Consider the following 13,732-nt stretch of genomic DNA (forward strand, 5'->3'; position numbering starts at 1 on the left):
AGAGGCGAGGCCGGATAAGCCCGCTTGCATGTGCGCTTGTGACAGCAAGGTCTGAATCAAGGAGGAGTTGTTCATGACTGCAGCGGATACAAGTTCAGGCGGAATTCCGGCAGGCGCGGGCCTGCTGGATCGCGAAAGGATCATCGCAAGGCCCGGCTTCAACCGGTGGCTCGTACCGCCGGCCGCGCTCGCCATCCATCTTTGCATCGGCATGGCCTATGGCTTCAGCGTATTCTGGCTGCCGCTGTCAAAATCCCTCGGCATTACCGCTTCGACGGCCTGCCCGGATCTGACGCTGGTATCGGCGCTCTTCACCACGACCTGCGACTGGCGCGTTGCCGACCTCGGCTGGATCTATACGCTCTTCTTTGTACTGCTCGGTTCGTCCGCTGCCATCTGGGGCGGCTGGCTGGAACGGGTCGGTCCGCGCAAGGCGGGTGTCGTCTCGGCCTGCTGCTGGTGCGGCGGCATCATCATCGCAGCTTTCGGCGTCATTTCGCATCAGCTCTGGATCATGTGGATCGGTGCCGGTGTGATCGGCGGCATCGGCCTCGGTCTCGGCTACATTTCACCGGTTTCGACGCTTATCAAATGGTTTCCGGACCGACGCGGTATGGCAACCGGCATGGCGATCATGGGCTTCGGTGGTGGCGCGATGATCGGCGCTCCGCTGGCCAACCTGCTGATGAACAGCTTCAAGACGGATACGTCCGTCGGCGTCTGGCAGACTTTCCTCGTCATGGCGGCCATCTATTTCGTCTTCATGATCGGCGGTGCCTTCGGCTATCGCATTTCCGCCGGCCGGCTGGCGTCCGGAAGGCTGGACACCACCTGCCGCCAAAAGCACGATGATCACGACCAAGCACGTGCATCTGCGCGATGCCCACAAGACGAAGCAGTTCTGGTTGATCTGGGCGGTGCTCTGCCTCAATGTATCGGCTGGTATCGGCGTTATCGGCATGGCTTCGCCGATGCTGCAGGAAATCTTCGCCGGTTCGCTGATTGGGTTGCCGGATATCGGCTTTGCGCAGCTTGATGCCGGTCAGAAGGCGTCAATTGCGACGATTGCTGCCGGCTTTGCCGGTCTGCTCTCGCTCTTCAATATCGGCGGCCGGTTCTTCTGGGCTTCGCTGTCCGATAAGATCGGCCGCAAGAATACCTATTATACTTTCTTCATCCTCGGCATCGTGCTTTACGCCGCGGCTCCGACACTGGCAGATATGGGCAACAAGGCCCTCTTCGTGCTTGCCTTCGGCATCATCCTGTCGATGTATGGCGGTGGCTTCGCAACTATCCCCGCCTATCTCGCCGATATCTTCGGCACGCAGTTCGTCGGCGCTATTCACGGCCGCCTGTTAACGGCCTGGGCAACAGCGGGGATCGTCGGGCCTGTCGTCGTCAACTATATCCGCGAAGCACAGATCGCTGCTGGCGTGGAGCCCGGACCGGCGCTCTATACGGGCACGATGTACATTCTCGCCTGCATGCTGGCGCTCGGCCTGATCGCGAATGCGTTCGTCCGGCCGCTCTCCGACAAATGGTTCATGTCGGATGATGAAGTCGCTGCATTTCAGGCGAGGAGCGCTGCGGCCAACGCAGGCCCCACAGGCTCTTTCGGCATTGGCACGGGCGGCCTCGACGCCAAGGCGGCGCTTGCCTGGGCTGTGGTCGGCATTCCGCTGCTCTGGGGCGTCTGGGTCACACTGAAGGCGACCCTGGCATTGTTCGGCTGACAGCTCCCTTGCGGGAGCTGTAGGGAGATTGGAGTTGGAGGAGACCGGGCGGGAGGCCTGCTTCCCGCCCGGTTTTTAGGAGGATCATTTGCAGGAACGATCTTGCAAAGCTTGACGAGGTTGGCGTCGAAACTGCTTGTCTCCAACGACATTGCGAGAGCGAACCGCCGGCACACAAGAGAGCTTGAACAACAAAAACCGCCCTCGTGGGGCGGTTCCTCGTTCATGTATATCGCAAAGCGATCAAGCGGCCAGTTCGTCGGTCTCGTTTTCCTTGAACATCTTTGCGAGGTTCAGGAAGCAGATCATGCCGTTTTCGGAAGCGATGATACCTTCGCAGAAAGCACGGTCGAAGGAAGCAGTTACTTCCGGAACGGGTTGTACCTGGCTGGAAGAAATCGTCAGAATGTCGGATACGCGGTCGACCAGCATGCCGATGACCATATTGTGCACTTCGGCGACGACAATGGCGCTGCGCTCATTGGCGACAGTGCTCTTCATGCCGAGCTTATAGGCGAGGTCGATAATTGGGATGACCGAACCGCGCAGATTCATGACACCGATGACGTCTGCCGGAGAGTGCGGGATCGGCGTTGACGGCGCCCAGCCACGGATTTCGCGGATGGTCGTGGTCTTGACGCAGAATTCCTGATCATGCAGGCGGAAGGCAATGATTTCGAGCGTATCGCCGCTGAAGCTAGTGGAATTGATTGTGGCCATTAGAATTCTTCCCAACTGTCGTAAGCCAGGGCAGAAGCGGATGCGCCACCATTGGCGCGGACGAGCTTTGCCTTCACCCCACGCGATGGCTTTGCACTTAGCGAAGCATCGTTACGGTTATCGAAGACATTAACGGAAGAGTGTTGCCCAAATCTAAACTGTAAGACGATATCGCGAAGGTTTTCTGTCTCGGACGAACGTCGGGCGCTTGCCGCCGTCGCCTCCTCCACCTGTGGCGGCATTCTGCTGCGCGCTCTGATCCATAACGTTGATGGCCTTATTGATTTCGGCAAGCCCAGTCGATTGTTCGCGCGAGATTTGACGATTGCCGTAATATATTCTGCTTTACTTCAGGTGAGGGTTTTTTCGATCTGCTCTACCGCCCAATCCACCTGTTCCTTATTAATGACGAGTGGTGGTGCAAAGCGAATCGTGTGGTCGTGCGTATCCTTGGCGAGAAGACCGCGATCCTTCAACGCATAGCAATATTGCCGGGCACCACCGGCCTCCGGCTCCAATTCGACCGCGAGCATCAGGCCACGGCCGCGCACATCTTTGACGATGTTGGAGCGAATGGAGCGCAGACCTTCGAGGAAATAGTCGCCCATCGTCTCGGCGTTCTGGATCATTCCTTCTTCGGTCAATACCTTCAGCGCCGCGCGGGCGACCGCACAAGCCAGCGGGTTGCCGCCGAAGGTTGAGCCATGTTGGCCGGGCTTGAGCACGCCAAGGACTTCCGAATTCGAAAGCACTGCCGAGACCGGATAAAAGCCGCCGGAAAGCGCCTTGCCGATGAGCGTCACGTCGGCTTCGATGCCTTCATGTTCTTCGGCGAGCAGCTTGCCGGTGCGTCCAAGGCCGGTCTGAATTTCGTCGAGGATGAGCGTGACGTTGTTTGCCGTGCAGAGTTCGCGCACGCGGGTGAAGTAACCGGCCGGCGGAATGATGACGCCAGCCTCGCCCTGGATCGGCTCGATCAGTGTTGCGACGGTGTTGGCATTGATGGCGGCTTCGAAGGCCTCGACATCACCGAAGGGAACGATGCGGAAGCCCGGCGTGTAAGGGCCGAAGCCGGTACGGGCGTCAGGGTCAGTCGAGAAGCTGATGATGCTCAGCGTGCGGCCGTGGAAATTGTTGGCGCAGACGATGATCTCCGCCTTGCCCTCCGGGACGCCCTTCACCTCGTAGCCCCATTTGCGAACCGCCTTGATGGCGGTCTCGACGGCTTCGGCACCCGAGTTCATCGGCAGGATCTTGTGGGAGCCGGTCAGTGCCGCCAACTCCTCATAGAGATAGGCGAGCTGGTCGTTGCGGAAGGCGCGCGAGGTGAGCGTCAGGCGGCCGGCCTGCTCGACCATGGCGGCAAGGATCTTCGGATGGCAATGGCCCTGGTTGACGGCCGAATAGGCCGACAGGCAATCGAGATAGCGCTTGCCATCCGTATCCCAGACATGAACACCTTCCCCCCGCGTCAGCACGACATCGAGCGGCTTGTAGTTATTGGCTCCAAGACGCTGTTCGGTGGCGATGAGGTTCGACGAGATGTTCATGGCCAGTGCTCCCTTATGCGGCGCGTGTAGGACGATCGAAGATACGGCGGCCGAAGAGGCTTGCCGTCATCTCTACCATGATGCGGGCGCTCTTGCCGCGGTCATCAAGGAAAGGATTGAGTTCCACGAGGTCGAGCGAGGAGACGAGGCCGCTGTCGGACAGCATCTCCATGATCAGGTGGGCTTCGCGGAAAGTGGCGCCGCCGGGCACGGTGGTGCCGACGCCGGGCGCAAAATCGGGATCGAGGAAATCGACGTCGAAGCTGACATGCAACAGGCCGTTTGCCTTCTCGATCGTTTCCAGGATCTGGCGGAGGATTACAGCCACGCCCTGTTCATCGAGCGAGCGCATGTCAAAGACGTTGACGCCGTGCTTGCGGATTTCGACGCGCTCGGAGGCATCGACCGAGCGGATGCCCACCTGGAAGATCTTCTGGGGATCGACGAGTGCGCGGTCCTTCGGCAGGATTTCGGCGAAATCCGCCAGGCCGCAGAAGAAGGCGACGGGCATACCGTGAATATTGCCTGATGGCGAGGTCTCCGGCGTATTGAAATCCGAATGGGCGTCGAGCCACAGCACGAAGAGCGGGCGATCCTCTTCGGCGGCATAACGCGACATGCCCGAGACGCTGCCCATGGAAAGGCTGTGGTCGCCACCGAGGATCAGCGGGAAGTGGCCGGCTTTCGCTGCATCATAGGTGGCTGCTTCGAGCGCACGCGTATAGGCGCCGACGACGCGGAGATTATGTGCCTTCGGATGATTGGGAAGGTCCCTGGCCGGGACGATGCTGAGATCGCCGGTATCAACAACGGTGTGGCCGAGGTCGGCAAGCGCCTTGTCGATACCCGCGATGCGCAATGCTGTCGGCCCCATGCCCGCGCCTCTGCGGCCGGAACCCTCTTCAAGGGGAACACCAATAAGAGCGACAGATTGAGTTTGTACTTCCATTCCTAGGGCTCCGTTGTGAGGCCTGTTTCGGCCAATAGTGGGATAAAGTGGCGGCGGCAAATAGATGGAAAAATGTCAGAAATGGATTATGATTGCGCAGATTGATAAAGCTAATTTGACAAAGTGAAAACGTGGACGACCTCGACAACGAGCTTTTGAGTGCGCTTCGGCACAATGCACGAATCTCCGTCTCCTCGCTTGCCGCCATGACCGGTGCTTCACGGGCCACAGTGGCCACGCGCATCGACCGACTGGTCGAAAACGGCACGATCGCCGGCTTCACGATCCGCACCGGTCACGAGACGCGTTCGGCCGGTGTTCGGGCGATCGTCATGATCGAAGTGCACGGCAAGCTTGCCGACAAGGTCGCTACCCAACTGCGCGGCTTGCCGCAGGTGCGCGCGCTGCACAGCACCAATGGCAAATGGGATTTCGTCGCCGAGCTCGAAGACCGTGACCTCGTCTCCTTCGACGAGACGCTGCGCCGGATACGCCTCATCGACGGGATCAATACTACCGAAACCAGCATTCTGCTGAAGACCAGCAAGACAAGCTTTTAGGCTTCTGTCTTCCAGGCTGGCCTCAATATTCATGCTCGTAGACGATGCCGGCTTCGCCTGCGCCGTTGCCGCCGGCAGCACCCCGCAGCTTCACGCCGCGGCCGACATCCAGATTGATGATGGCCTTGGCGCCGGCTTCTCCGCCCTGCTGCAGCTCGAAATAGGTCCGTTCGTTGAGGTAACGGCCGACACTGACGCTGGTCCGTCCCTTTTCATCCGTGCTGATGTCGAGGTCGTCGACGCCGAGCTGGTTGCGGAGCCCCTCGAAGAGTGAGGTTGAGCGATTGCCGGCGAGCTGGCTGACAGCATCGGCAAGCTGGGCGATCTGCACCGGCGACAGCCGGGACATGGATTGACCGAAGATGAGCTGGGCCAACACTTCGTCCTGCGGCAGGGCAGGCGACGAGGAGAAGGTTATGGCGGGGTCGGTCGCGAGGCCTGCGACATCCACCGTGAGCGTCGTCGTACCTGACGTGGACGTGGCCTCCAAGTCGAGGGCGGGTGTCAGGTCGCCGGCAAATGTGATGCGGCTGCGATCGGAGAAATTGAGACGGCGATTGAGGATCGTCAGACGGCCGCGGCGCATGGTGAAGGCACCAGCAACTTCGGGCGCGGCAGCCGAGCCGTGGATCGTGATGTTACCGCCGACTTCCGCATCGATGCCACGGCCGCGCACGAAAATCTGCGAGGGTGCATCGAGCTCGATATCCAGCATGATGGTCGAGGATTTTTCCCGGGGCTGCTGTTGAGCATTGTCTCTGAGCTGGGCGAGCACGGCGGGCGGCGCGTGGATATGGCGGATATCGATTTCACGCAGCGATGTCGGCAGCCTCTCCGGCACGGTGATCGAAGCCTTGTCGATGTGAAGCCGGCCGTTCAACGTGGGATTGGAAAGCAGCGGTCCCTTAAGGCCGAGCGTGCCGTCGACCGTTGCGACTACCAGCGTGCCGTCGACATAGACCGCTCGGTCCAGGCGGATGGAAAGATCGGCGGGGAAGGTACCGCTGATACCAACCGAGCCGCTCGCCGAGATCGAGCCGCCGCTTGCGAGCCTGCCGTTCAGCCGCGAAATGACAGCCTGCTGGCCGTTGAACGTGATGGTCGCGCCGAGGCCTTCGAGGGCGAGGTTGCGGCGCACGTCGATCAGCTTTGCGCCATCAGTGGTGACCGTTCCGTTGATGACAGGGGCAGCCGTCGTGCCGCTGACTTCCAGGTTCACATTGGCGACGCCTTCGGCAACGAGACCCTGCTGGGCGAGCTGTGCGCCGAGAACGGCGAAGGGGAGGCTTCCGTTGAAGCGCATCGACATGGCGCGGTTGCCTGTCATTGTAAGAGTGCCGCCGCCTTTCAGCGACAATCCGCCGTCGCCGGCAAGGCTGGTATCGACCGTCAGCTTGTTGTCGGCCAGCTTGCCGTTGGCGCCGAGGGTGAGCGGCGCAAGGCCGGCGCCTTTCGTTTGGCTCGTTTCGGCATTTTTCCAGTCGACCTTGAAATCGACCGACGGAAGGGGAAGCGATCCCGAGGCGGTTGCCGTTGCCGAGATGGCGCCGGCTGCACCCAGGTTCGGAACAAAGCCATTGGCGACGGCCGCCGGCAGATTAGTGACATCGGCCTTGGCATTGACGCCCTTTATGGTCGTTCCGGCTATATCGAGATTGCCCGATGCCTTCAGCGACACACTGCCATTGCCGTTGAGATTGGCATCGAAATCCAGCCGGTCCTTACTGAGTTTGCCCGAAGCGGCGAGCGTCAGACCGGAGAGGCCGGCGGTTCTCGTCTGTTTCGTCTCCGCGTTTTTCCAGTCGATGCTGAAATCGGCGGAGGGAGCGGTCAGCGATCCTGAGGCCGTGGCCGTTGCCGTGATGGTGCCTTCTGCTCCAAGATCCTGAACGAAGCCATTGGCGATGGCAGCCGGCAGATTGGCAATATCGGCCTTTGCATCGATGCCCTGGATCGTGGTGCCAGCCAGCGCAAGATTACCAGAGGCCTTCAGCGAGACGCCGCCCTTGCCATTGAGATTGGCATCGAAATCCAGTCGGTCGCTGACGTATTTGCCCGAGGCGGCAAGCGCCAGGCCAGAGAGACCGGCGGTCTTCGTCTGGTTTGTTGCTGCGTTTGCCCAGTCGAGCTTGAAATCGACCACCGGTTCTGTCGGCGTGCCCGAGGTGATGGCAGTGCCGGAGATTATGCCCTCGGCGCCAAGACCAGGCATGAAGCCATTGGCGAGGTTTGCGGGCAGGCCGGCAATGTCGGCGTTGACGGCGAGGTCGCGAATGGCGGCGCCATCGATCGTCACGCCGCCGTTCGCCTTCAACAGCGCGCCATTGCCGCTGCCGAGATTGGCATTGAAATCGACCCTGTTATTTTCATATTTGCCGGTGGCCTTGGCGGAGAGATCGGTAAGGCCGTTGCTCCTTGTCTGGCGGGTTGCCGCATTCGCCCAGGCCAGATCGAAGGTGACTGCCGGTGTGGGCAGCGAGCCGGAGGCTGACGCCTTGCCGGAAATCGTGCCTTCAGCGCCCAGATCGGGAACGAAGCCGTTGGCAAGGCCGGCTGGAAGGTTTGCGAGATCGGCATCGACCTTCAGATTGCGCACTGCCGTCCCAGCAAGCTCGACATTGCCCGTCGCCTTCAGCGACAGGGCCTTCGGTCCGATGAGGTTGGCATCGAAATCGAGTTTCTGGTCGGCAAAATGGCCGGTTGCCGCAAGGTCCAGTCCAGTCAGGCCGGCCGTCTTGGTGTGCCGCGTCGTGGCGTCCTGCCAGCTGAGCTTGAAATTCGCAGCCGGTGCGGCAGGCGTCCCTGATGCCGAGGCAGTGCCGGAAATCACACCGCCGGCATCGAGATCCTTCACGAAACCGTTGGCGATATTAGCCGGAACATTCGCAAGTTCGGCATCGACCTTGATGTTGCCGATCGTGGTTCCGGTAATAGCGACATTACCGAGCGCTTTCAGCGATAGCCCGCCCTTGCCGGTGAGCGCCGTATCGAAATCGAGCTTGTTATCCGCAAACCTGCCGGATGCATTGAGCGACAGACCAGCAAGCCTGGCTGCCTTTGTCTGGCTTGTCGCGGCGCCTTTCCAGTTCAGCCTGAAATCGGCCGCTGGTGCTGCGGGCGTGCCCGTTGCAGTGACCGCACCCGAAACCGTACCTTCGGCAGCAAGATCGGGAACAAAGCCATTGGCGACCTTCGCCGGCAGGCTGACGATGTCGGCGTTGATGTTGAGGGTCGGGCTGTTCGAATCCGCAAGACCGACGTCGCCCGCCGCCTTCAGGGAAAGACCGTCAGGGCCGCTAATGTCGCCATCGAAGTTCAGCTGGTTGTCGGCGAACGTGCCAGATGTCGAGATGCCGAGAGGAGCGATGCCGGCCCCCCTTGTATGGCTGGTGGCCGCATCCTTCCAGTCGAGCTTGAAATTGACAACGGGGGTGGCCGGTGTCCCGGTTACGTTCACCGTACCGGAAATCGTGCCGTCGGCGGCAAGATTAGGAACGAAGCTGTTGGCAAGGCTTGTCGGCAGGTCAGTGATGACGGCATCGAGCTTCAGGGTCTCACCAGCCGAACCGGTGACCGATACCGAGCCGCTGCCGGTCTTGACGGTCAGACCGTTCAAGCTGGCAACTCCCTTGGTGATGTTGACCTGTGCGGGTGACGCCAGCTCGACCGGAATGTTGTGCGGCTTGGCGGCGAAACGGTCGAGACTGAGATCGATCATGCCGCCTGCCGACTGCACGTTGCCGGCGGCCTGCAGCGGATTGCCGTCATAGCCCGCATCCAGATTGAAGTCGGTGCGGGTCTGCTGCTGGACGAAATCGAGCGCAATGCCGGTGAGCTTATTGGTCCCGACGCCGAACTCGTCGGCCCTTATTGTTCCGCTGGCTGCAAAAGCCTTGATATCGCTGACGGTCACGTCGATCGTCGGCCTGGCGATCGTCAGCGTGTCGCGGCGGATGCCACTGCCGCTGGCGGCGACCTTGAGCGCAATCTTGCCTTCAGTGCCGGTAATGTCGACTGAACCCTTGAGGTCGCCTTCCGCCTTCTGGCCGCCGAGAGCGGCAAGCAGGCTGATATCGGGGAAGTCGAAGGTCAGTGCACCCGCCGGCGTCATGCCTGATGAAAGCGTGAGGTTGCCCGCCAGGCGATTGCCGCCGACATCGGCTGTCAGCGCGGGGACGGAAATCGTTCCGTTCTCGGATTTGACGTCGCCATTGATGCCGATCGGCTGGCCGTCGATCGTGCCGGTCGCGGCAATTTTCGCCTGCGGAGCGGCGGGATCGGCGAAGCCAGTCAGGTCGATGTTGAGATCGCCGACCTTGCGATCGGCCATCTGCAGGCTGGCGGCCTTCACATTGGCGGTAAGTGCAAGGGCTGGAAGCGTGCCGCTTGCCTTGACGCTGTAAGCCGCTTCCCCGCTCGTGCCTGACAACAGCTTGCCGATATCGGGAAGCTTGCCGGCGAGATCGGCCGTCAGCACGTCATCATCGAGCGCGACGTTGCCGCCTGCCTCGATGGTCGGGGATTTGATCGTGATGTTCGACAGCGTCACCTTGGAGGGGATCGTGCCGGCAACCTGGGTTTCGAGGTCGATCGGCGCGTCGAACTTTCCGGCGATAGCCATCGGCAGGGCGGCGGGCTGGACGGTCAATTTGGCATTGCCGGTCAATGCGTTGTCAGCCAGGCGATAGGAGCCGTTGAGATCGGCGCCGATATTAGCGCTTTCGATCGTCGTACCGTTGAAGCCGATGCCGTTGCGTGAAATCTGAAGCGGAGCGACAAGCGTAATCGGTCCCTGAACCGCGCGGCTGAGGTTGGGCTCGGTGAATGTCGCGTCACCCGCGACGAGGCGCAACTGGATATCGCCGGCACTGTTGGCGAGATTGAAAGCATCGCTCTTGGCCGTGAGCTTGACGTTGCCGATATCGGCCTGCGGCATCGTGGCTGAATCCAGCGATCCGCTGGCATTAATGCGTACAGCCTGCGCCTGTCCGGTCATCGCCAGATTGAGACCTGAAATCATGAAGCGCGCTTCGCCATCGGCAAGCGGCCAGCGGAAATCGACTGGACCCGAGGTGCCGAGCACATTGGCATTCAGGCTGTTATTGCCGGCAGGATCGAGCGTACCGGACGCGGCGATGACGACGCTGCCGGTCGCCAGATTGCCGGTCTGAATATCGATCTTGCCGTGATCGTTGAAGGTTGCGGATACATCGATATTCGTCTGGCCCGCAAAAAGCGGCCGGAATGCCATGGGAAGCAGGGAGCTCACATCGCCGCCGCCCTTGAGATCGAGATGATGCAGGCCGTCAGGCGTGATCGCGTGCTTGCCTTCCAGGGAGGCGCGTTGCTGGCCATCGAGGGCAGCCTGCAGCTTGCCGTTCCAGTCTGAAATCGGACCTTCGCCGTCGAGCGCGATATTGACGGCCGGGCTACCGGGCAGGCCGAGAAAGCCAGCGAGGAGGCCGCCCTGCGGTTCGGCAAGCTGGGCGTTCAGCCGCAGGCGGCTGTTTGCCGGGGTAAAGGCGACATCGGCGGAGAGTTTTGCGTCCGGAACCTGGTGGCGGTTGACGTTAACAACCCCTTCACCGCCATCACCATCGGCTCTGAGGTTGCCGGTAGCGGCAAGCGAGAACGCGCGGCCGGTCAGAGGTGCTCCAAGCGCGATATCCGGCAGGGCAATATGCTCGATATCGATCTTCAGCGGCAGCCGGAAGCCCCCGCCGCTTTCTTCCTCCGGAGTAGTTGGCCTCGAAGGCAGAGTGCGGACCGGCCGGCGGCGCACGTCGATGGAGGCGATCGAGACCTGTCTGGCGTGGAAGGTGCCGGTCAACAGCGCCAAGGGATTCCAGTCGACGGAAATGCCGCGGATTTCTGCAAATGTGCCACGCGTGTCCGACAGGGTGATCTCGGCTGCGCGCAGCCCGCCGGTCAGCAGGCCCTCGGGTTCGCGCACCGATATCGTCATATCGCGGTTGGAAAGCGCTGAAGCGACATTTTCAGTGATGATGCGGGCACCGAAGGAGGTGAAGCCGAAGATCGCCAAAGCAATGACGGCAAGGATGGTCGCCGCGCCGAGGCCGTAGCCGATGAGCCGCATCATCCAGTTCATGATTTTCGCCAACATTTGCATAAGAGCGGACACTATCCCGTTTTCATGACAGCTCACAGGTCGGAAAACACTGCGAAATCGGCATTGCTGATAACTGGCCTAGAACGACTGGCCTATGCCGGCATAAATTCCATAATCCGTCCCACCATCGTACTTGTTCAGCGGTACGGCAAAATCAAGCCGGAGTGGGCCGAAAGGGGTTGCATAGCGGACACCAGCGCCCGCACCGGCTCTGATATCGGAAAAATCAGGCGCGATGCCGTCCGAAACCGTGCCCACATCGATGAAAGGAACGATGCCGATCGTGTCGGTGATCTTGATGCGCGCCTCGAAGGAGCCGGTCACGTAGGAGCGGCCGCCGGTCGCGTCATTGTTTTCGTTATAGGGCGAAATCTCCTGATAACCGTAGCCGCGCACAGAGCCGCCGCCGCCGGCAAAGAAACGCTGGGTGGCGGGAATATTCTCGACACCGCCGCCGCCGATCAGCGTGCCGGCTGCGAGCTTGCCGGCCAGGACGACGCCGTCTTCGGCACCGAGACCGAGATAACCTGATATCGAGCCCTCGAAAGCCGAATAGACCGTGCCGTTCATGAACTCATAGCCCGGTTTTGCGGACAGCGTGGCGTGGTAGCCCCCGGTCGGATTGTATTTGTCGTCGCGGGCGTCGCGATCGTAGGTGATCGGCAGCGTGAAGGTCAGATAATTGTTGTTGCCGAACGCATCGTCGTCGTTCTCGAAGCTCACCTCGCCGGCTGCGGAAATAGTGTCCTGATCCGTCAATTCGTAGGAGAGGCCGAGCGAGGCAGTGACAAGCTTTGCATTATAGGCGTCCGGATTTTCCGTCTTCGCGACGATGCCGGCCTTCAAGGTGGCGGACGGATGGATGAAAGCCGGTTTCGTGAAGAGGATTCCGGCGGAGTAATCGAGATCGCCGAGGTCGGACGCTTCGCCGAGCCGCGAAACGGCGCCTTCGATGCGCAGCGATTCTGCCCCCCCGAACAGGTTGCGATGGCCCCAGTAGCCGTTGACGCCGAAACCGTCGATCGTCGAATATTGTCCGCCGATGCCGAGGTAGCGCCGCTTACCTTCGGAAACTTCAATCGTCATGGGCAAGGTACCATCGGAGGCCAGTGCGTCACCCTCGTGGATCGTCACGCTGGAGAACACGCCAAGCGCCCGCAGGCGCTCGCCCGCCTTCCTCAGCGCTACGGGCGAATAGGCTTCGCCCTTCCGCAGGCGGGAGTAGCGCTGGATGAATTCCGGCTTGACCCTTTCCTCGCCAGTCACGCCGACGTCGCCGATCGGTGCAACCGGACCACCTTCGGCAGCGAGAACGATATCGACGGTATTCTTGCTATGGTCGGCGACCACGCGTCGTTCGGTCAGTTTGGCAAAGGGCCTTCCTTCGCTTTTCAACTGGTCGACGATCGTATCGCCGGCCTTGATGATGGCCAGTGAACCAGCCTGCTCGCCGGGAGCCAGATCGTAATCGGCGGGATTGCGGTGCGCAGCATCGCCGCCGAATTGCACTTCATTCACGGTGAAGATCGGGCCAGGGGCTACATCCACTTTCACTGGGACGGGCTTTGAGCGGTCAAAAGTCGGGTTCGGCGGCAGATCGTCTATGTTGCGGCCGTCGATGGTGATCGTCACCACGCCGCCGTAGCGCGCCTTTTCGTAGAGTGTGGCGATCAGCCTGTCGCGGTCGTCGCGGGCTTTCACGACGACGCCTAGATCCCCCGAAACCGGACGGTTCTTATCGCCGACAAGACGAGAGCTGTTCTCCAGCGCCTCTTTGAGGTCGCTATCTGCCGTTCCAGTTTCGAGGGCGACGTCATAGCGCACAGGATCGGGCACCTGCAGGTTCTCGTCCTCGTCCTTGCCGAATATGGTGATGCCAAAAAGCTTGAATGCGTAAGCGTTGCCCGCGAGGACGGGTGAAAACGCAGCCGCAGCTGCGACCACCATCACGGCGCCTGCTCGATACGCAATACCAGTTTTCAGGCCCGTCCCTCTAATCCGCATCCGCCGCTTTTGGGTTATATTAAAATCAAGCTCTGCGTTGCCCAGCCGATAGCAAGCTTAGCGACAAAATCGCGCCACGTGTACCA

Annotated in this window: 6 protein-coding genes and 1 pseudogene; 2 read left to right on the top strand and 5 right to left on the bottom strand. The window is 60.8% G+C overall.

The window, feature by feature from the left end; all coding sequences use genetic code 11:
• The first annotated feature begins 73 nt into the window (after positions 1 to 73).
• A pseudogene (locus FHT78_RS26360) lies at positions 74 to 1,733 on the top strand (OFA family MFS transporter).
• 243 nt (positions 1,734 to 1,976) lie between these two features.
• On the opposite strand, the gene FHT78_RS26365 reads toward FHT78_RS26360, so the two are convergent.
• From FHT78_RS26365 to rocF, 3 genes are all read right to left on the bottom strand, one after another.
• The gene (locus tag FHT78_RS26365; RefSeq protein WP_029868938.1) at positions 1,977 to 2,453 is read right to left on the bottom strand and encodes a chemotaxis protein CheW; all 477 of its coding nucleotides are present in this window, start codon (positions 2,451 to 2,453) and stop codon (positions 1,977 to 1,979) included.
• A gap of 350 nt (positions 2,454 to 2,803) precedes the next feature.
• Positions 2,804 to 4,003, bottom strand: a complete 1,200-nt coding sequence (rocD, locus tag FHT78_RS26370) for an ornithine--oxo-acid transaminase (RefSeq protein WP_183749511.1) — start codon at positions 4,001 to 4,003, stop codon at positions 2,804 to 2,806.
• 13 nt (positions 4,004 to 4,016) lie between these two features.
• The gene (gene rocF, locus FHT78_RS26375; RefSeq protein WP_183749512.1) at positions 4,017 to 4,952 is read right to left on the bottom strand and encodes an arginase; all 936 of its coding nucleotides are present in this window, start codon (positions 4,950 to 4,952) and stop codon (positions 4,017 to 4,019) included.
• 131 nt (positions 4,953 to 5,083) lie between these two features.
• On the opposite strand from rocF, the gene FHT78_RS26380 reads away from it, so the two are divergent.
• Entirely contained in the window at positions 5,084 to 5,512 is a 429-nt protein-coding gene (locus FHT78_RS26380; RefSeq protein WP_183749513.1) for an Lrp/AsnC family transcriptional regulator, read from the top strand.
• A 22-nt stretch (positions 5,513 to 5,534) separates the two neighbouring features.
• Here FHT78_RS26380 and FHT78_RS26385 read toward each other — a convergent pair whose 3' ends face one another.
• Together FHT78_RS26385 and FHT78_RS26390 are read right to left on the bottom strand one after the other, a co-directional pair.
• A complete protein-coding gene (locus FHT78_RS26385) occupies positions 5,535 to 11,642 on the bottom strand; it encodes a translocation/assembly module TamB domain-containing protein (RefSeq protein ID WP_183749514.1) in 6,108 nt (2,035 codons plus the stop codon).
• Between the two features lie 78 nt (positions 11,643 to 11,720).
• A complete protein-coding gene (locus FHT78_RS26390; protein WP_183749515.1) occupies positions 11,721 to 13,646 on the bottom strand; it encodes an autotransporter assembly complex family protein in 1,926 nt (641 codons plus the stop codon).
• Positions 13,647 to 13,732: the final 86 nt, after the last annotated feature.

It is taken from the genome of Rhizobium sp. BK196, assembly GCF_014193255.1.
In the GTDB taxonomy this organism is placed as follows: domain Bacteria; phylum Pseudomonadota; class Alphaproteobacteria; order Rhizobiales; family Rhizobiaceae; genus Rhizobium.